13 protein-coding genes are annotated in these 20,676 nt (G+C 43.9%); 6 read left to right on the top strand and 7 right to left on the bottom strand.

The features are described from left to right. Positions 1–65 precede the first annotated feature (65 nt). Positions 66–2,957: a serine hydrolase gene (locus tag DQQ10_RS19380; RefSeq protein ID WP_112748579.1), complete on the bottom strand. Its 2,892-nt coding sequence runs from the start codon at positions 2,955–2,957 to the stop codon at positions 66–68. Positions 2,958–3,169: 212 nt separating this feature from the next. Here DQQ10_RS19380 and mutL point away from each other — a divergent pair, with 212 nt between their 5' ends. The 3 genes from mutL to DQQ10_RS19365 are packed head-to-tail and all read left to right on the top strand — an operon-like array spanning position 3,170 to position 6,587. Further along, positions 3,170–4,975 carry a DNA mismatch repair endonuclease MutL gene (gene mutL / locus DQQ10_RS19375; protein WP_112748578.1) on the top strand — a complete coding sequence of 602 codons (1,806 nt, stop codon included), beginning with the start codon at positions 3,170–3,172 and terminating at the stop codon, positions 4,973–4,975. A 22-nt stretch (positions 4,976–4,997) separates the two neighbouring features. Continuing rightward, positions 4,998–5,645, top strand: a complete 648-nt coding sequence (locus DQQ10_RS19370; protein ID WP_112748577.1) for a rhomboid family intramembrane serine protease — start codon at positions 4,998–5,000, stop codon at positions 5,643–5,645. 3 nt (positions 5,646–5,648) lie between these two features. Next, positions 5,649–6,587, top strand: a complete 939-nt coding sequence (locus tag DQQ10_RS19365) for a rhomboid family intramembrane serine protease (protein ID WP_112748576.1) — start codon at positions 5,649–5,651, stop codon at positions 6,585–6,587. Between the two features lie 3 nt (positions 6,588–6,590). Here DQQ10_RS19365 and rlmN read toward each other — a convergent pair whose 3' ends face one another. Continuing rightward, positions 6,591–7,637 (bottom strand): 23S rRNA (adenine(2503)-C(2))-methyltransferase RlmN, encoded by a 1,047-nt coding sequence (gene rlmN, locus DQQ10_RS19360; RefSeq protein WP_112748575.1) that lies wholly within the window; start codon positions 7,635–7,637, stop codon positions 6,591–6,593. A 51-nt stretch (positions 7,638–7,688) separates the two neighbouring features. Beyond that, the gene (locus DQQ10_RS19355; protein WP_112748574.1) at positions 7,689–8,111 is read right to left on the bottom strand and encodes a hypothetical protein; all 423 of its coding nucleotides are present in this window, start codon (positions 8,109–8,111) and stop codon (positions 7,689–7,691) included. A 128-nt stretch (positions 8,112–8,239) separates the two neighbouring features. Between DQQ10_RS19355 and DQQ10_RS19350 the strand changes: the two genes are divergently transcribed. Genes DQQ10_RS19350 through DQQ10_RS19340 form a run of 3 tightly spaced genes read left to right on the top strand, consistent with a single transcriptional unit; the run spans position 8,240 to position 11,166 of the window. After that, positions 8,240–9,304: a DUF1611 domain-containing protein gene (locus DQQ10_RS19350; protein WP_112748573.1), complete on the top strand. Its 1,065-nt coding sequence runs from the start codon at positions 8,240–8,242 to the stop codon at positions 9,302–9,304. A gap of 18 nt (positions 9,305–9,322) precedes the next feature. Continuing rightward, the gene (locus tag DQQ10_RS19345; RefSeq protein ID WP_112748572.1) at positions 9,323–10,393 is read left to right on the top strand and encodes a mandelate racemase/muconate lactonizing enzyme family protein; all 1,071 of its coding nucleotides are present in this window, start codon (positions 9,323–9,325) and stop codon (positions 10,391–10,393) included. A 5-nt stretch (positions 10,394–10,398) separates the two neighbouring features. Continuing rightward, the gene (locus tag DQQ10_RS19340; protein ID WP_112748571.1) at positions 10,399–11,166 is read left to right on the top strand and encodes a class I SAM-dependent methyltransferase; all 768 of its coding nucleotides are present in this window, start codon (positions 10,399–10,401) and stop codon (positions 11,164–11,166) included. 68 nt (positions 11,167–11,234) lie between these two features. On the opposite strand, the gene DQQ10_RS19335 is transcribed toward DQQ10_RS19340, so the two are convergent. The 4 genes from DQQ10_RS19335 to clpB form a co-directional block, all read right to left on the bottom strand. Then, on the bottom strand, positions 11,235–13,088 hold the full coding sequence (locus DQQ10_RS19335; RefSeq protein WP_112748570.1) for a M56 family metallopeptidase: 1,854 nt from the start codon (positions 13,086–13,088) through the stop codon (positions 11,235–11,237). Next, complete coding sequence (locus DQQ10_RS19330; protein WP_112748569.1) at positions 13,085–13,471, bottom strand: BlaI/MecI/CopY family transcriptional regulator; 387 nt, start codon at positions 13,469–13,471, stop codon at positions 13,085–13,087. The genes DQQ10_RS19335 and DQQ10_RS19330 overlap by 4 nt, the downstream gene beginning before the upstream one ends. Before the next feature lie 127 nt (positions 13,472–13,598). Next, complete coding sequence (locus tag DQQ10_RS19325; RefSeq protein ID WP_112748568.1) at positions 13,599–17,774, bottom strand: PAS domain S-box protein; 4,176 nt, start codon at positions 17,772–17,774, stop codon at positions 13,599–13,601. Positions 17,775–18,030: 256 nt separating this feature from the next. After that, the gene (gene clpB / locus DQQ10_RS19320) at positions 18,031–20,646 is read right to left on the bottom strand and encodes an ATP-dependent chaperone ClpB (protein WP_112748567.1); all 2,616 of its coding nucleotides are present in this window, start codon (positions 20,644–20,646) and stop codon (positions 18,031–18,033) included. Positions 20,647–20,676: the final 30 nt, after the last annotated feature.

Genomic DNA, 20,676 nt, shown 5'->3' with positions numbered 1-20,676 from the left:
TCCACAAGAATATATTTTACGGTTAAACCGATTAACGCTCCCGGAAGTTCTTATGGGGATTAAAATTAAGGGGAATAAGCACAATATTTAAAGATCGATTGGTAAACAACATCCTGAATACGTGAGCGGATATTATTGTTGACAAGCTTGTTACTCCGATCGGGATAAACGCGATTGGAAAGGAAAATGTATACCAATTCAAATTCTGGATCAACCCATAAACACGTTCCCGTAAAGCCCGTATGACCAAATGTTCTGGTGGAGGCATACATCGACGTAGGACTAGAAACATCGCTCTGAATCGGTTTATCCCAGCCCAAGCCGCGTCTACTTTTTTCAAATTGTTTGTGGGTGAATAGCCTTACCGTTTCGGGTTTGTAATAGCGAACCCCACCATAATATCCTTCTTGCAAGAGCATTTGGCCCAGCTTAGCCAAGTCACTGGCGTTGCTGAAGAGCCCCGCATGCCCGGCAATTCCTCCCATCATCGCTGCGCGCTCATCATGAACCGTTCCCAGTACCAACGTTTTGCGGTAAATCTTATCGTCTTCTGTTGGAGCAATGGTTTGCGCTGGAAATTGCAAAAGCGGCGTGTAACCCATAGTATACGCGCCCAATGGTTCATAAAAATTCTGTCGTAGAAATTCATCCATCGGCTGATTTAACAATCGCTCTGACAAAAATTGCATCATCATAAAACCGAGATCGCTGTACTTATAAGAGTATGGCGTGCGCGGTGGTTTCTCTGCCATTTTTGAATGAATGATCCACGTCCACACAGAGTCGCGTATCGTGGGAGATGCGAAAAGATTAGGCGCTACCTGCAATGGATACTCCGTACTTTTCGCGCGACTATAAAATAATGGAAGATAGCTCGTGTCTTTAACGGTTTGATTCCACAATGGAATGAAAGGCACAAGCCCTCCTTGGTGGGTGAGCAGGTCTACCAATGTGAGATCTTTTTTATTTGTTTTCTTCAGCTCTGGCAAATAGTAAGAAAGCTTTTTATTGACATCAATCAATCCCTTCTCCTGCATAAACATCACAGCCTGTAACGTCGCCGATACTTTGGTGAGCGAAGCCAAATCATAAATGGTTTCGGAAGAAACGCTCGTTGCACTGTCGTAACGCAAGTAGCCGAAAGATTTTTCGTAAACGACTTTTCCTTTTCGCGCAACCAAAACTTGACATCCCGGTGTTGCTCCACTTCGAACAGCTTCCAAAGCAATTTTGTCGATCTTTGAAAGCATTTTCGAATCCATACCTGCATCTTCAGGAATGGAGTAGCTCAGGCGCTTCAACACTTTTGTTTCAATTCCATTTCCCTCAGCAACTTCTTTCGAAGCCGTGTACGGTAGGATGCCGTCAGCTTTTAACGCTCCGAAAATGATCTCAGGAACAACCTTCGCCATTTCATCGCTGTTGTGGTATGCTGTAATGATCGTTGGAAAAAAATCAGCAGCACGCATCATCGACGCGTTACCGAAGTCGCATAACACCAGTCGATGATCAGGTGATACCAAAGCAACAAGTCTCTTTAAGCGTTCAATCAGTACGTCGTTAGTTTCTGGAAACACACTCACGAAAATCACTTCGTGCTCTTTTACTGATGCGGCCAGCGCATTGATTTCAGTTTTTTCTCCCAATACAAACTTTGAAACGTGAACATATTTCGAAAGATAGTCGAAGAAAATCCTGCTGCTTGAATTTTCACCGAGGCTGATGTAGGCGAATCGCCGATTATCGAGCTGTTGAATGGGTAGTGTTTTTGCGATATCGCGTGCTACCGTGATAGACGCTTGATAAAGGTCTTCGTTGAGATCTAAACCCGGTTGATTAAGACGCGCTAAAATATCATGTGTCGCTACGGGCTGCTTTTCCGTAAGGCCTGCATCAAATTTTGCGGACAGAATTTTTCGGACAGACTCATCGAGTTGCTTTTCGTATACCTCTTCTTTGCGAATCAGTTTGCGGATACGGCGAATGCCCGGACTAACATCTTCGGAAGTAATAAGGATGTCGTTATGGCCAACAAAAGCAAACATTTCGGCTTCGCCTTCCTTTGCTTTCGGTCCGAAGTTCGATTGTTCAGGTACGTTCGAGAAGACTAGTCCTTTAAAGTTCTGATCATTCTTCAACCAATCGCCAGACAACACCGACGTGATTGCTTTCGACGTAAATCGATTTTTCTTCGCGAGCGAAACATTGGAATAGAACAGCGGCATTTCATGTGGATTGATCATGACGCCATCAACATTGCGTTCAAAAAGTTTTTTGAATGCAAAAGTTTGTAACGTGTCGATGCGAAAACGCGATTGCGGAATTCCACCCCGCGCGATGTCTTGTATGTTCACCGACTGAATGGGAAAATCGGTAGCGCAAACAATAACACGTCGTTTGTTTAGTCCGTTAAAAAATGCATTTGCTTTATGACTGACGCGAAATCTATTTTCACCAAACGAGATGATGCTTGCTGAATCACCTGCTTGCAGCACATTTGCAATAGGCGAAAACACGAGATTGCCACCAATGATTTTAACCTGTCTACCAATATCTTCTCCCAGCGCATGGAGCATCGAATCGTTTCGTATTGCACCTAGCGCAGTTGGGGTAGGATAGTGAATGGTACTGTCGAGTACAAGTCCAAAGCGTGTGTCTACCCCAATGAAGAGTGGTACATCGGAGATTTCTTGTAGTTTATTCACGGCTTCTGTGATGGCCACAGGGTGACCGGCTGTGAAATAAATTCCGCCAACTTTATTATTCTTGATGCGAGCGGTTGCAAATTCTAAACTAGCAGGCTTGTCATCGATGCGAATCATCATGAGTTGCCCAATTTTGTCGGACATGTTCATCGTAGCGAGAACACTGTCGACCCATCGGTCTTTCTCGGCTTGCGCCCATGCAACCTGGGCAATACTCACCGTTAACACCAAGCATCCTAAAAATTTCCTCATCGTGCCTGAATGATTATGATTAAAAAGTGAAGCAAGTTATCAATCTTGTCTTGAATATTAATACCGTTATAACGATGGAAATGCCTAAAAAAAGATGCCGAATGGAAACTTCTTGTGATCATACAGGATTTACACGATCCGTTAAATAAAATGAAACGATTACGTATTTAATTTGCAACTTTGTAGGTAGTGAAATCGTCTATTTTCGAATAATGTCCGACATCATTCAGCTTTTACCAGATTCGATAGCCAATCAGATTGCCGCCGGTGAGGTTGTTCAAAGGCCCGCGTCTGCCGTAAAGGAGCTTATGGAAAATTCGATCGATGCGGGCGGAAAAAATATTAGGCTGATTGTGAAAGATGCCGGTAAAACGCTTCTGCAAGTGATCGACGATGGTATGGGGATGTCACCCACCGATGCGCGTATGAGTCTTGAGCGCCATGCCACTTCCAAAATCAGAAAAGCTGAAGATCTTTTTGAACTCTACACGATGGGGTTTCGCGGTGAAGCACTCGCTTCCATTGCAGCGGTAGCACAAATGGAACTGCGCACGCGAAAAGAAAGCGACGAACTGGGTACCTGCATTGTGGTAGAAGGTTCCGATATAAAACGCCAAGAGCCAGTTGCCTGCGATAAAGGTACCAGCATTAGTGTGAAGAATTTATTCTTTAATATTCCCGCACGACGCAATTTCTTGAAATCAAATCCCGTTGAGCTTAAACATATCATCGATGAATTTCAACGATTAAGTCTGGCGCATCCCGATTTGTCTTTTTCTATGGTGCAGGGCGATGAACTTGTTTACGATCTGCCCGAAGGAAAATTAAGTCAACGAATCATTAATCTTTTTGGTAAAGCTTATCAGGAACAGCTCGCAGCTTGCCAGGAAGAAACCAATATGATCAAAGTTACCGGCTATGTTGGTAAACCTGATTTCGCGCGCAAAACAAGAGGCGAACAATTCTTATTTGTAAACAAACGTTTCATTCGCAGCAACTACCTTCATCATGCCATCATGAGCGCTTATGAAGGATTACTGCCTGAAAATAGTTTTCCGTTTTATGTGCTGTTCATCGATATCGATCCCAAACATATCGACGTCAATGTTCACCCCACCAAAACAGAAATTAAATTCGATGACGAGCGCGCTGTTTATGCCGTTGTGAGGTCCGCTGCACGACAAGCTATTGGATCGCATAACCTCACACCTGCGTTGGACTTTAACGCCGACGTGAACATCATCTCCAAACTCAACAGCATCGCGCATCCGAAGGAAGTTTATTTTGATGAACGATTTAGCACGGCACTTCATAGTAAAAAGAACACCGACGATTGGGAGAAACTTTTCGAAGGACATGAATCGTTAAAGCCGCGACCTGCAGAAACGTCTTCGCAAGAACTTCATACACTTCGTTTCGAAAGTGATATGAATAAACAAGACGAACCTGCTGCTGTGGAGAAGGTTCTCTTTCAACTTCATGGACGATATATCGTCAAGGAAGTTCGTTCGGGCATGATGATGGTCGATCAGCAATCTGCGCACGAGCGTATTCTTTTTGAAAAATTCCTGCAGCAGTTCAAGCATAAGAGTATCCAGAGTCAACAGAGCTTGTTTCCGCAGCCGGTTAGTTTTTCAGCTGCCGACTTTGCCTTAGTGCTAGAGATGCAGCAGGAGATAGAAGCGCTTGGATTTAGATTCGAAATTTTCGGGAAGAATACATTGTTGATCAACGGTATGCCAGCAAATCTTGGTGCACGCCGCGAAAAAGAATTGTTTGAGGGGTTAATAGAACAGTTTAAAGTCAATCAATCGGAGTTATCGCTACCGATTCCTGAAAATTTGGCGCGATCGCTGGCCAGACGTGCAGGCATCAAGATTGGACAACGACTCTCGAAGGATGAAATGAGCAGTTTAATTGACAACCTATTTGCCTGTCATACGCCAAATTATTCCCCTGACGGAAAACCGACATTTTTTATTTTTGAATTGGGTAAAATAGAAACATACTTCCGATAGACTATAGTAGAAATCAACGCATATGATCAGACTTACACCGGTTGTTAAGGCCATTTTAATCATTAATATCATAGCTTTCATTGCGCAACAAATCGCGCCAATAGGTGACTTCTCTTATTGTTATGATGCGCCAGAAGGAACGCCGGGAGGTCAAATGGGCATTGTTACTGGAAACTTGGCGATGTATGGACTCAACACCGAATGTTTTAAGCCATTTCAATTGTTCACCTATATGTTTCTGCATGGTGACTTTATGCATATCCTTTTCAATATGTTCGGTCTGATTTCCATTGGTCCGATTTTGGAAAGCACGCTGGGGCAAAAGCGTTTCACATTATTTTATCTTGTTACCGGTATTGGTGCCGCGATATTTAATATCTTCATCAGTATGTTCTTTCCATCCGCTTCATTCGGAATTTTGGTGGGAGCGTCTGGCGCTATTTATGGTATTCTTACTGGATTTGGTATGATGTACCCCGAAATGGAAGTGAGGTTGTTCTTTCCTCCAATTCCCATCAAAGCGAAATATTTAGTCTTTTTGCTTGGTGGTATGACGTTTTTGTTTGGCCCTCAAAATGTAGCGCACTACGCGCATTTGGGAGGCGTTATATTTGCGTTTATCATGATCACAGTGTGGCGCAATCAAGATAGAAGTAGAGGTTATCATTAGAATATGCTTAACGATTTTAAAGACGCATTTAGTCGATACAACAACGCGCACGTTCAGTTGATCATCATCAATATTGTCGTGTTTCTCGCGTTAGCTATTCCTTCGGTTCTTATGACCATGAGCGGACTAGAGGAATATTTTCGTGCGTTCCATAACTATCTTGCTATTCCGGCTGTCATCGGTGATTTCATCACGCGCCCTTGGACTATCTTGACTTATGCATTTGTCCACGACCTCTCCGGTATTTTGCATATTCTCTTCAATATGCTTACGCTCTATTGGTTTGGGCGTCTATTTGTAGAGTACTTAGGAAGTGACAAACTCATCGCGGTATATGTACTCGGAGCTTTATTCGGCGGACTGTTTTATTTGCTTGCCTATAACACGATCCCTTTTTATGTTGCCGATGCCGTAGCGGCAAAAATGGCTTCTGTACAAAAATATGGCGACTTCGGAATGGGTATTCAAATGGTGGGTGCTTCCGGTGCGATCAATGCCATTGTTGTTGCTGCGGCCACGCTTCTTCCTGATTATACCTTCTTTATGTTCTTTATCGGCCCGGTGCGAATTAAATACATCGCGGCAGTGGTAGTGTTTATTTCTTTTCTTGGAACAATTGGAACAAATGCAGGGGGTAACATCGCTCACTTAGGAGGTGCGCTAATTGGATTCATCTACATCAAACAGCTTCAATCTGGAAACAATTGGGGCCAATGGATTACTGTTACTCTTGATTGGTTTAGAAACCTTTTCAAACCTCGGATGAAAGTGAAAGTTACCTACCGCAATCAGGACGCTGGATCAAGAGGAACGAAAGCGGCGAAAGGTTCAAATGTATCGCAAGAAGAATTGGATGCAATCCTTGATAAAATCTCTGCTGGTGGCTACGAGAGTTTAACCAAAGACGAAAAGGAAAAACTCTTTCACGCAAGCAAAAAATAATAACTACCCCTTATTTGCAAGCTGTCCACATGCGGCATCAATGTCTTTACCGCGACTCTTTCTGATTCGTGTAGTGATACCGTTGCTTTCTAAAAGATGCATGTACATGTTGAGCGATGCTTCCGACGCCTGTTGAAATTCACCGTCGTCGATCGGGTTGTATTCGATCAGATTAACTTTCGATGGAATTACTTTCGCGAATTTAAGAAGCGCCTTCGCATGCTCCTCCGTATCATTGATACCCTTCCATACAACGTACTCGTAGGTGACTTTCCGTTTTGTCTTCTGATACCAATAGCGAAGTGCGTCCGCAAGTTCGTCTAGTGAATTAGAGTCGTTGATAGGCATAATCGCCGAACGTGTCTTGTCGACTGCCGAGTGAAGGGAAACAGCAAGGTTGAACCTCACGCCGTCATCTGCCATCTTCATGATCATCTTCGTGATGCCTACGGTCGACAGGGTGATGCGTTTGGTCGCCAGCCCCAGGCCTTTCTGAGACGTGATCTTTTCGATTGCCGTAGTGACGTTAGCGTAGTTCAACAACGGCTCGCCCATGCCCATGAACACAATGTTCGTTAGCGGTCGACCGAAGAACATTTCTGCCTGCTCTTTGATGGCCACCACTTGGTCGTAGATTTCATCTGCCGACAAGTTCCGCTGACGCTTCAGTTTTGCCGTAGCACAGAATGCACAAGCCAGACTGCAGCCTACCTGCGACGATACACACGCTGTAATTCTTTTTTCTGTTGGGATAAGAACCGATTCAACAATCAGTCCATCGTGCAGCATTACGGCATTTTTGATTGTACCATCTTCACTACGCTGCATTTTGTCAACCTTGATGTGGTTAATGACAAAATGTTCTTTCAATTTCTCACGTAGGCCAACAGAAAGATTGGTCATTTGATCGAACGTCTTCGCGGACTTATTCCATAACCATTCATACACTTGCTGTGCGCGAAATGGTTTCTCGCCAATTTGACCAAAATACTCCTTTAGTTCGTCGAGTTTTAATTTTCGGATGTCGCGTTTTGAAGACGTATCTACCATGGTGCAAAAATACAAAACACAACCCGAACGGAAGAAAATGATTCCAATCGATTATTTAATCCGCACAAACACTCTGGTTTCGCATACGCGTGCGCTATTGGTGATGATTAGGGAATCGGCGGAAATTTGTTCTACGGTGAAACCTTCAATAATTGTCCGCGACCGTTTGTCGAGGAAATAGATCGCATCGCCAGTGTATTTATAAAGGAAGCTTTTTGAATTATACGTTTTCCTTCGATTGATAATTCTTGTGCTTTCTTCGGCAACATTATTTTCTTTCAGGTTCAGAACTTGCGGCGTAGTACCCGACATATTATGCATTTCGTCAACCATGTCTGCGGCTTCTGTGTCGGGCATGTCGATTTGATCCTCTACACAAGTCGTTTGTTTTACGAGTTGCCATTTCCCCACAATAGACTGCGCCGATACGCCAACCGCGAATACACAGAACATCATTACCATGAGCAGTTTCATAACATCTGGTTTATATCAAATTTACTGAATTTTAAATGCATGGCTTTCAAAAGAAAGCGATTTTAACGCAACGCTAATTTGAAAAACTCACTTTATTATTCGAAATTTTCGCCCTTCTACACGTAGCAATGTCTAAGCCAAAAGCAATTCTAATCACCGGCGGGTATCTCGACACGAACAGCGCGAAAACAGCACATGGTCTCATCAGAGGTTCTGATCGATTTGAAATCATCGGCGTGATCGACGCGAAGAGCAGTGGAAAAGATGCAGGTTTTGTACTTGACGGGAAGCACAGAAATATTCCTGTCTTCGACACGATTCAAGCCTTTCGTCAATCTTCAGTAGAAGCAACTTACTGCATTGTGGGTGTTGCAACAAAAGGTGGTGTTATCCCGCCATCTCTTCGCGCTGAATTGAGCGATGCGCTTGAACATAGATTTAATCTTGTAAATGGCTTGCACGAATACATTGCCGACATACCGGAGCTTGCTAATCTTGCGCGCGAGAAAGGTCTCGAAGTGATTGACGTGAGGAAACCTAAGAAGTTTAAGGATCTGCATTTCTGGAGCGGAAGTATAGCGAAGGTGAAATGCCCGAAGGTGGCCGTACTCGGTACCGATTGTGCGCTTGGAAAAAGAACAACAACACGTTTCCTTGTCGAGACGATGCGTAATGCTGGATACAAGGCAGAGATGATTTACACAGGGCAAACCGGATGGATGCAAGGTGCTAAATACGGTTTTGTGTTCGACTCAACACTCAATGATTTTATCTCGGGTGAGATGGAGCATGCCGTTGTTTCTTGCTACGAAAATGAAAAACCTGATATTATTTTCATTGAAGGGCAATCGTCACTCCGTAATCCGAGTGGTCCGGCGGGTGCCGAATGGATCGTATCCGCTAATGCCGATGCTGTTGTTCTTCAACATCACCCGCAGCGCAAGCAATACAAAGACATGGAATTTTATCCAGCCTATATTGCTAATCCGAAAGACGAAATTGCGCTTATTAAAATGTATGGTGCCGACACCGTGGCGGTTACATTGAACACCGCGAAAATGACTACCGTCGAAGCACGCGCAGCCGCCGAAGACTATGAACAAACACTCGGCATACCCGTCGTACTTCCATTAGAAGATGGATTGGATCGGCTGATTCCTGTTTTTGAAGACTTGATAAACAAAAAGAAATAACGCGTCAATAATATTCATATGGCAAAAATTAAGGATATACAGGTATGGAGCGCCGACCTGGGAAACACAAAACCATATACCATCGCTTTCAAGACGATCGATGAAGTTCGCAATGCTTTCGTAGAGATAACGTTGGACAACGGAACAACAGGCATCGGCGCCGGCAATCCAAGCGAGTATGTCGTAGGCGAAGATATCAACCAATGTCTTGCAGCATTGAAAGAAAAAAATCTTGAGTTTCTCATCGGAAGAGATATCCGCGAGTTAAATCAATTGACCTTCGAGATTTGGAAAAAATTCCCAGCGAATCCATCGGCACGTGCTGCATTAGACATTGCGCTTCACGATGCCTTTACAAAATACTTGGATATTCCATTGGTGAAATATCTGGGACAAAAGTTTAAAAAATTGCCGACTTCAAATACTATAGGAATAAAGTCGATTGAAGAAACATTGAAGGAAGCAGAAGAATACATCAAACGCGGCTTCAAAGTAATTAAGATTAAACTTGGAAAGGACCTCGATGAAGATGTTGAGCGCTTGATGAAGTTGCGTGAGAAATTTGGCAATGGCATTGTTATTCGCGTGGACGTGAACCAGGGATATAATGTGCATCAAACTATCGAATTGTATGGTCGTGTATATGACTTGAATATTGAATTGTTCGAGCAACCACTCCCGGCACATGACATTGCTGAAATGAAGAGCTTGCCAAAAGAAGTGAGGAACGTTATTGCGGCAGATGAATCTTTACTCACGCCAGCTGACGCGATTGAGTTAATTAAACCACCGCGCGCAGCCGGTATCTATAATATCAAGTTGATGAAATGCGGAGGTATTAGTCAAGCACTTAAAATTGCGGACATCGCACAGCACGAAGACATCGACCTTTTCTGGGGATGTAACGACGAAAGTATCGTGAGCATAACCGCTGCGTTACATGCGGCCTACGCTTGCGCGAATACGAAGTATATCGATCTTGACGGTTCCTTTGATCTTGGTAAGGATATCGTGAAAGGTGGATTTGTACTGAAAGATGGCTATATGTATTGCTCTGATAAGCCTGGATTAGGCGTGGAAAGAATCTAATCTGCATGTCTAAATTTCGAATGCTTGTGTCGTTGTGGCGGGATAACGGAACACGATGGATGTTTCTCTACATGCTTGAACGACTAACTTCTGCACCGAAATATGCGCGAAAGCGATTTGCATTAGAGGCCAAATATCAGCTCGCGGGATTTAATACTATGTATTACAATCGAAAGGAGTGGGATGGATATGACTGGTCGAAAGAAGGTAAAGAGTGGAGTGATTCCCCTGCCTGGGAAAAGTCAATTAAGGATGATATACTCCTGGCTAATTTTAGCGCTGGAAAGTGCATTCTAGAAATTGGTCCGGGAGGTGCGAAGTGGTCTACAACGCTTGCGTCGATCTCCAAGGAATTGATATTGGTAGACATCAGCGAAAGTGCATTGAACTATTGTAAAAACAAATTAACACAATATCCACACTGTCGCTTTCATCGAACCCAAGGCAACAATTTGTCTTTTCTGAAGGATTCATCTGTTGATTACATCTGGGCTTTTGATGTATTCGTTCATATCGCGCCCGCTGATATTGACGGTTATCTGAGCGAGTTTAATAGAGTTCTCACAACGAATGGATTGGCTATCATTCATCATGGTGCTTCAGGTGGTACGCACGGAGGCTTTCGAAGTAGTCTGATATTGGAAAATTTTAATACGATGTTGACAAGTAATGGTTTCGTCGTTCAACAACAGTTTGATCGATGGCATGACGGTCAATTCTCGGTATCGCAATTTGACGACCGTATTTCCATCTTTAAAAAGGCGGAAGCGTGATACATCACGTCATCTGGTAGTAAAAAAGCCGCCTCATATTACGAAGCGGCTTTTTCATTTATTGTAGATCAATGAACGTAGTGCACGTTGTCGCCATCCTTAAAATATTTATCATGGATGGCGTTGTACTTTTTCTTGTGCTCTTCTTTAATCTTGATATCGTTGACTTTGAGTTCACCATTGTGCCAATGGATATTTTTTATTGCTTCTGTTTTGTCGATGTAACCATCGCTCACAAGTTCTTTAGCAAGTTCTTTTTCAAACTCCTTTGCTTTTGCTTCCATGGCCTTGCCAGCTTTTTCAAGTTCTCGTGCACGCGCCGCATGTTCTCGACTACGGATCTCCATTTCCTTGCCATGGGCTTCCATGACTGTAGCGTGTTGCGCCAACGCTTCTTGATGACGTGCAGCAGATTCTGCTTGCACAGCCACGGCTCTCGCTTGCTCACGAAGCTTATCGGCCTCAAATGCAAAGGCCATGTTGTGCTCCCAATCTTCTGCCTTGAATTTTGTCTCAAGCTCTTTCATCATTTTGTCAAAATCCTTTTGATGCTTTGCGTAGAAGTCTCCGAACTGCTCTTTGAACTTTCCTTCGAATGCTGCACTGAATTCTTCCCAATTTCCGCCAGCAAATGCAAATGGAGGAACCGAATCATTCCAAGAAAAAACAGCGGCCGGCAGCATCGGCATTGAGGGCATGTCAAAATCAAAGTCGGGTACTGGTTGTACTGGCGCAATAGGAGGTAGCGGCTCCAAGTCGATGGCCATTTCGGCATCAGTCGTTTCTACTGTTTCTTCGATCACTTCGCCTTCAGCATTTACAGTGATCACATGTTTCACTGCGGGTGTTGGTGCTTTTTTCTTTCCTGTAGTATCCGCGGGCTGCGTCATTACAGATGATGTTGATGACGGTTTATCTTGTGGTTGTATTGTAACCCATGAGGCACATGCTAGTCCGATGATAAGGAGCACGACCGGAATCATTTTTTCCTTCCCTGAATAATTTCTCACTGACTTTTCCATAATTCTTTTGATTCGGTTTAACAGTTGATGTTTATTTTCGGCGAGCCCGACAGCCATTCCCGCACTGCTTGATCGTCTATGTTCAAGCTGGGCTAAGGTTAGCGCGTATACTTTGGCGTTGCTGGTCGCGACTACAGCATCATCACAGCAATGCTCGCGTTCGATACGTATTGTGGAGGATATCAACCACACAAAAGGGTTGAAAAATAAAATGCATTCAACCCACGATTGAATCAAGTTGATGACATAATCATGGCGCTTGATGTGCATCAGTTCGTGTACAAGAATAGTTTCAATTTGCTCAGAGGAAAGTCCGGAAAGGAATCCAATCGGAACGAGGATAGTTGGTTTTATCCATCCGATCACCACGGGTGCGTGTACATCCGCAGATGAAGCCAACAACACCTGCTGTGTAATGTTCATCTTTTTTATTAGCACATTGAGGTGTGCTATCAATGAAGCGCCCACAACAGTGGCACGACGCTGAATGCGCGATACGTACCACCAACTTCCGACGAGGCGTAGACTGAATACCATTGCTCCCGCAATCCAAAAGACCGTGAGAATAGAAATGTTTGCGCGAATATTGTCAAGCAACGACGGCGCCCCTGCCACGTCGTGAGCCGTGTAGGCCGCGGTAGTTTGAAGCAGCAGCAACGTAATTGACAAATCGGTGCCGCGTGATGCAAACAAATAGATGAACGTTCCTATAGCAGCCATAAACATGGCCATCAAGCTGGCTGTTGCAATGACGTATCGCTGGCTGGAATTTCTGGCGAATAGGCGAAACATCACTTGGCACAGTAAGAAGATCAAAAGGGACTGCCACAACGAATGAATAATTGCCCATCCCAATGCGTTCGCCCACGCGGTATCGATAACAGTTGCTAGTGCTTTCATGATTCACCTCCTTCAAGATTATCTAGATATCGTCTGATTTCGTCGAGTTCTTCTTTCGTAGATTTTTTATTTCCCAATGCGCTCATCACAAGTTGCGCAGCAGATCCCTGAAACACAGTGTCAATGATCTTATCAACCATTTGTTGGCGCGTGTTCTCCTGTGTCTGCCGCGCTTTGTATACATGTAGCTTGCCGTTCTTTTGACGGGACACTAGTCCCTTTTCATGCATGATCTGCATCATCTTTAAAATCGTCGTGTAGCCGTTGGCCTTTTCACCACCCAAAGCCTCATGGACGTCTTTAACAGATGCAGCACCCTTCTCCCAAACAATTTGCAAGATCTCAAGCTCCTTTTCAGTAGGCTTTACACTCTTTTTACTCATATACGAATGTTTTCGTAATACAATCTTAGACGAAGGATTGCTTCCGTGCAAGTTTTATACGAAGATTTTCGTAGAAAGTTTTGATGTCGTTTCGACGTATAAAGAAATGGTTGGTTACGATGGCGGGCTATAGGCTCATTTCCTCGTGGAGGCCCTCAATGATTCTTAAGCACAATTCCTCGAAGCGTTTGATGTGTTTTCGAAGGGTAGGGGTCTCCATGACGTTTCCGTTCAGGATCGTTTTAACATCCTCTATAAGTGCGGAGAACTCTTCGTCGCCCAGCATGCCGAGCGTTGTTTTTACTTTGTGTGATGCACGATTAAAAATCTCGACATCTTTTCGGGCCATCGTGTCGGTTAATGCTTGCTTTAGTTCTTCTATATTTTTGATCAGCAAACTCGCCAACTCTCGCTTGAATTCGGGATCACCCTCTGAGTATAGCTCAAGGTTATTTTGGCGCCGAGGCGACTTTGTTGTCGGCGTATTTCCTTTCAGAACATATTTTCCAATGATGGCTTGCAACTCCTCTGGCTGAAAAGGTTTACTTAAAAAATCGGTCATGCCAATTCCAAGCACCTTATCCTTGATGTCCATCATCGCCGATGCAGTTAGTGCGATGATTGGAATAACCTTGAAGTATTCATCATCCATGGCGCGAATCTTCTTCGATGCTTCATAACCATCCATTTCAGGCATCTGAAGATCCATCAATACTAATTGATACGTTTTTTCTTTTATCATTGAAACCGCCTCTTTGCCATGATTGGCGATGTCTACTTCGATACCCCATTTTCTTAGGAAATTAGTAGCCACAACCTGGTTCACGCGATTGTCTTCAACAAGAAGTACACGAATGTTCGATTCTTGAAAATCTTTGGTGTGATCCTTCGCTTCGTCAGCAGTGTCTAACTTGAGTTCACCTTCCTCAAGCAGTAATGTAAAAAAGAAAGTAGAACCATAACCCACCTTACTGTCGACGTTGATGTTCGACCCCATGAGGTTTAGCATCCGCTTGGTGATGGAAAGCCCCAGACCTGTGCCTCCGAATTTTCGCGTCGTGTCGGAACGCGCTTGTGAAAAGCTCTCGAAAATAAGATTGATTTTTTCTTGCTCGATTCCGATGCCGGTGTCCTTAATAGTAAAGAGTAAATTATGCAAATCGCCCGCCATGCCTTGGTGTTTTACGGAAAGTTCAACGTAGCCCCTTTCCGTGAACTTGATTGCATTCCCGACAATGTTGGTAATGATTTGACCCAACCGAACTTGGTCGCCGACAACGACACGCGGCACTTGTGGATCGAAATGGAGGTACAAGCCTACGCCCTTCTCTTTCGCGCGTTGTTCCAACATCTGCTTCGTGCTCACAATGAGCGTCTGTAAATCGAATGGAACTTTTTCCAAGGTGATCTTACCCGCTTCTATTTTGCTGAAGTCGAGAATATCATTGATGATGGTGAGTAGATTTTCGCCTGAGAATTTCAGCAACTTTAAGCTCTCGTGTTGGTCGACACGAGGTTTCTCTTGCAATAACAGATTGGTTAATCCGATAATTGCATTCATTGGTGTGCGAATCTCATGACTCATCATTGATAAGAATTGGCTTTTCGCCAACGTTGCTTCCTCTGCTTTTTCTTTGGCTACGCGCAGCGCATCCTCAAAACCTTTTCTGTGTGTGATGTCGCGCGAAGAAGTTTGAAAGCCGATAAGTTTCCCTTCATTATCGAAGAATGGATGGGAGATAGACTCAAGCCAAATAAGCGTTCCATCCTTTTTGTACATGCGATACTCCGCCGTTGATGACGTGCCCGAGCGCGCTTGTTGCTGAAGAACGTCACCCATCATTTCTTGATCTTCTGGTGCGATCATTTCAAGCCACGTTCGATGAAGCACTTCTTCAGGTTCATAACCCAGTACGTCGCGAACGGATGGTGAAATGTAAGTGCGTACTGATTTTCCGTTGACAAAATTGAACAGCGAAATAAGATCTTTGGAGTTTGTTGAAATGAGTCGGTAGAGTTTCTCGCTTTCAATCAATTTTTCTTGCGCTATCTTAAGGTCGGTGATATCATTCGTCGTACCGATGAATCCAAAAATATCACCATGCTCACTTAAAATGTGAACCGCATTACTCACCACCCAACGTGTGCCTAGCTGTGGGTTGAGAAATCGATATTCCTGAATGAACTCTCTATTCTCGTTGATGGCCTTCATCCATTCAGCAACTACTTTGTCACGATCTTCCATGTGAACACCGTTGATCCATCCGTCGCCCAGTGCTTGTTGTTCACGTAGACCAGAAATTTCTAGCCACCGTTTGTTCATATATGTGCAACGACCATTTGAGTCGGTTTGGAAAATTCCAACGGGTGCTTTTTCTGCCAGTAATCGGAAACGTTGTTCACTAGCTTTTAAAGCGTCTTCGGCTTGCTTACGTTTTGTGATGTCGCGGTTTACGGCTTGAATGCCTACCAGTTTTCCTTGCGCGTCGTGAACAGGTTTTGTATTGGTTTCCAACCATCGATATGTTCCATCTTTCGAACGCATGCGTAATTGTACATTGCTGAATTCATAGCCACGTTTCAAGAGTTCCAATCCATCGGCGGGGAAATCGTCAGGATGGAAAAGTGACACAGCTTGCATGCCGATGAGTTCTTGTGGATCATATTGTAAGATATCTTTTACAGAAGGCGATACGTATTTGTACCGTGTGTCAAGATCGGTAAGCACAATCATGTCGGATGTATTTTCCGAGAGCAATCGAAATTGTCGTTCACTATCCTCCACCTTCGCCGTAGCTTCTTTCATCAAGGTAATATCAACCATCGTTCCGATAAAACCTGTAACATTTCCCTCTGGCGTTTTGATCGGCGATAGCCTGTTTGTAACCCACGTCAATCCTTTGGTTAGCGTATTGTAGCGAAACTCTAACGTAATTTCTTCTTTGTCTTCAATGGCGCGACTCCACGAACTCAACACCCAACTGCGATCATCATTGTGTATCGCGCCGTAGCGACTGTCGCGCGAAGCCTGTGAACGATCGAGTCCGATGATTTCGAACCAGCGGTTGTTGACGAAGACCACGTTGCCAACTTCATCAAGTTGATAGATGCCGACAGGAGCTTTTTCGGCGAGCGTTCTAAATAACTGCTCACTTGACTGAAGCGCTTCGCTAGCGCGGTAAACCACCGTAATATCACGTGCTACAACACTAACCTTAATAACCCATCCGTCTTTATAAAGCATGCGCACGTTTTGCCCGATCCAAAGTTCGAATCCACTACGCGTCATAATCGGCAATTCCAAGTAAGTAGACTCAATTTGCTTTTCGCGTTGCGTCTTATAAAAATTAACGGTATTGTGACGATGGTCAGGATGCACTAAGTCCCAATAGTTCTTGGCCAGTAGTTCCTCTTTGGAATATTCCGTGATGCTTTCCATGACTGGATTTACATAGCTAAATTTTCCCATGTCGTCCAGTTCGTAAATCATATCGGTGGCACTTTCTATGAGTCCACGATATTGATTCTCACTTGCCTCCAAAAAGTTTTGTAGTTGGATGATGTGTTCTAGGTTGCTTTGGATTTGTTCTTCGTTCGCCTTTAGCTCTTCGTTTGCGGTGGTGAGTTCCTCATTAATATTTAAAAGGTCTGTATTGTTCTGTTGTAAATTCCGGATCATGGGACGGAAAATGAAAATTAGTTCGAGCAGCAGAATGAGTACTGAGAGTACCCCAAGCCCTAGTTCGATGTTTTTTATACGATTCAGTTTTTGCTCGGCTTCATATTGATAAACGGCGACTGTTTTTTCCATCGTCATTAAAAATGTCAATTCATTTTGTTCGACCGTGTGAGCCGCCAATTGTGCGGTTTCCAAGGTAGGGTTGTCGAGAAATGCCCTACATGCCGTTACAATGGCTGTGAGGTGAGGGGTGTTGGCGCGAAGAAGGGAGTCTATCTTTAAACTCTTTTTGTACTGATAACTTTCTAACGATGTTTCTTCATGGAGAAGCGTGAAGTGAACTTTTTCAAATTGTTCAATCAGGTTTCGAATGGTGTCTTGATGTGCGGGCGCTAATGTTCCTGTTCGCTGAAGCTCATCGCGATTATAAAGCACGCGCTTTGCGATGCGTTGGCTGAGCATGCGTTGTCGTCCCGCAATGTTGATGAGCTTTGCATCCGCGTTTTGTTGATTTAAATCGTATTGAATAATAACCTGATTGACAATAATCGTCAACACAACGGTAGTGATGAAAAACGCATATTGATTGCGGAATACCGCTAACGGGTTAATCTTCGGAAACATGATTAGCAAAATTTATGAAAATCTGCTTTCAATGACAAGGTCGCCGCGTGTTCATTTATGCTACGTAGCGTGACGTGCGGCCGTGTTTCCTGTTTTGCTACGTGAAGCGGATCGGTTTTGAAACTAGAGGCTATTTAGCTTTTTGAGGCAACAGGGCAAAAAAAGAACGTCCCGCCAAATAGCGGGACGTTCAAACCAAACCCCTCATACCAACATTCCCCGAACCACCAGGGAATTCAATCCTTAAACCTAATGCTTAAACAACTTCTTCGGCCTCAAGGTTCTCGAAAATGAATTCAACTTCATTTTTTAGGTCGATAAATATTACAGAGTCCCTATGGACAGTTCCTGCGAGGATTTGCTTGGACAATTCATTAAGCAATTCGCGCTGCATAACCCTTTTCAACGGTCGCGCTCCGAATTGCGGATCGTAACCGAGTTTTGAAAGGCGTTCTTTGGCACTTTCAGAGATGTCGATCTTTACGCCTGCCTCCGCAAGTCGTTTGCGAACAATGTCCACCTGTATGTCGACAATCTTTCGAACATCTTTCCGGCTCAACGGACGGAACATCACAATTTCATCGATCCGGTTAACAAATTCGGGACGCACAGACTTCTTCAAGAGACTTATCACATCATCTTTTGTTGATTCCAACACTTCGAAATAATTCTCATCTGTAATCTTTTCAAAGTTTTCTTGAATGATATGAGATCCAATATTCGTCGTCATGATGATGATTGTATTCTTAAAATTAGCGACACGTCCTTTGTTGTCGGTTAATCTACCGTCATCAAGAACCTGCAGCAAAATATTGAACACGTCAGGATGCGCTTTTTCAATCTCATCAAGCAGAATAACAGAATATGGCTTCCTTCTTACAGACTCTGTAAGTTGTCCGCCTTCATCATATCCGACATAGCCCGGAGGGGCACCGATGAGTCGGCTTACACTATGACGCTCCTGGTATTCGCTCATATCGATTCGCACAAGTGCATTCTCGTCGTTGAACAGATAATCAGCCAGGGCTTTTGATAGCTCTGTTTTACCGACGCCAGTTGTGCCCATAAAGATGAAAGAACCAATCGGTCTCTTCGGATCTTGCAAACCAGCGCGACTTCTTCGCACGGCATCACTCAACGCCTGAATCGCCTCTTCCTGACCCGCCACACGCCTAGCAAGCTCTTGTTCGAGTTGCAGTAACTTCTCACGGTCACTTTGCAACATTTTTGACACTGGAATGCCAGTCCACTTCGCCACTACTTCAGCAATATCTTCGCTGTCGACTTCTTCTTTCAGCAAGGTTTTTTCACCTTGCATCGTTTTCATCTTTTGGTTGTAATTACTAAGACGCGTTTCGGCTTCCGTTATTTTACCATATCTGATTTCAGCCACTTTTCCATAGTCACCGGCTTTTTCGGCTTGCTCCGCTTCAGATTTTAAGCGGTCAATGTTTTCCTTTTCCTTTTGAATTCCATGAACGATCTCCTTTTCACTTTCCCACTTTGCCTTGATCGATGCACGCGTTTCTGACAGTTCCGCAATGTCGCGACTGAGGATTGCTTCTTTCTCTTTGTCTTTCTCACGTCGAATTGCTTCGCGCTCAATTTCCAATTGCATGATGCGACGATTCAACTCATCAAGTTCTTCTGGAAGCGAATCCATTTCAAGTCTCAACTTCGCCGCAGCCTCATCCATTAAATCGATCGCTTTATCTGGAAGAAAACGATCGCTGATGTAGCGACTGGATAACTCAACAGCGGCAATAACCGCGTCGTCTTTAATGCGAACACCATGATGCAACTCATACTTGTCTTTGATACCCCGCAGAATTGAAATTGAATCTTCCACGGTAGGTTCATCAACCATCACCGCTTGAAAACGTCTCTCCAGTGCTTTATCTTTTTCAACGTACTTCTGATATTCTTTTAACGTAGTAGCACCGATCGCATGGAGCTCACCACGGGCAAGTGCCGGTTTCAAAAGATTGGCAGCATCCATAGCACCCTCGCCACCACCACCTGCACCAATCAAGGTGTGGATCTCATCAATGAATAGAATAATCTGACCGTTGGAGTCTGTGACTTCTTTTATAACAGCTTTCAGGCGCTCTTCAAATTCTCCCTTGTATTTCGCACCAGCTATCAATAATCCCATGTCGAGCGACACTAATATTTTGTCTTTTAGATTCTCAGGAACATCGCCATCAACGATACGTTGTGCCATTCCTTCAACAATTGCCGTTTTACCAACGCCAGGCTCACCCAATAAAATCGGATTATTCTTTGTGCGTCGCGAAAGAATCTGTAACACACGACGAATTTCTTCATCGCGACCGATCACGGGATCGATCTTTCCTTTTTTCGCAAGCTCAATTAAATTCTTCGAGTATCGTTCGAGCGATTTATATTTCGCTTCTGCATTTTGATCCGTCACGGTAGTTCCTCCTCTTAATTCTTTAATGGCTTTAACCAGTGTGTTGCGTTCAAACCCTGCATCGCGCAACAATTGCCCTGCTTTGTCTTTCGATGCGAGTATGGCCAATAGCAAATGTTCAATGGCGATGTATTCATCTTTGAATTCGCGTAACTCTTTATCTGCATTTTGCAATAACGTGTTAGTAGCCGATGACAAGTAGGGCTGTTGTCCCGAAACCTTTGGATAGCCGTTCAGCAATTCCTCTACTTTTGTCTTTAGCACGTCACCATTGATGTTGAGTTTCTTCAACAAATAATTGGAAACGTTTTCATCAGTTTCCAAAATAGCGCTCAGCAAATGACCGGGTTCGATTGCCTGTTGCTGACGACCCATGGCAATCTCTGCCGACTTCTGTAAAGCTTCCTGAGATTTTATTGTGAATTTTTCAAAGTTCATAACTTGGGTTTTGCTCCGTTTAATCAAAAG

It is taken from the genome of Pseudochryseolinea flava (genome assembly GCF_003286915.1).
In the GTDB taxonomy this organism is placed as follows: Bacteria; Bacteroidota; Bacteroidia; order Cytophagales; family Cyclobacteriaceae; genus Ohtaekwangia; species Ohtaekwangia flava.
This window is presented reverse-complemented; position numbering and strand designations above follow the sequence as displayed.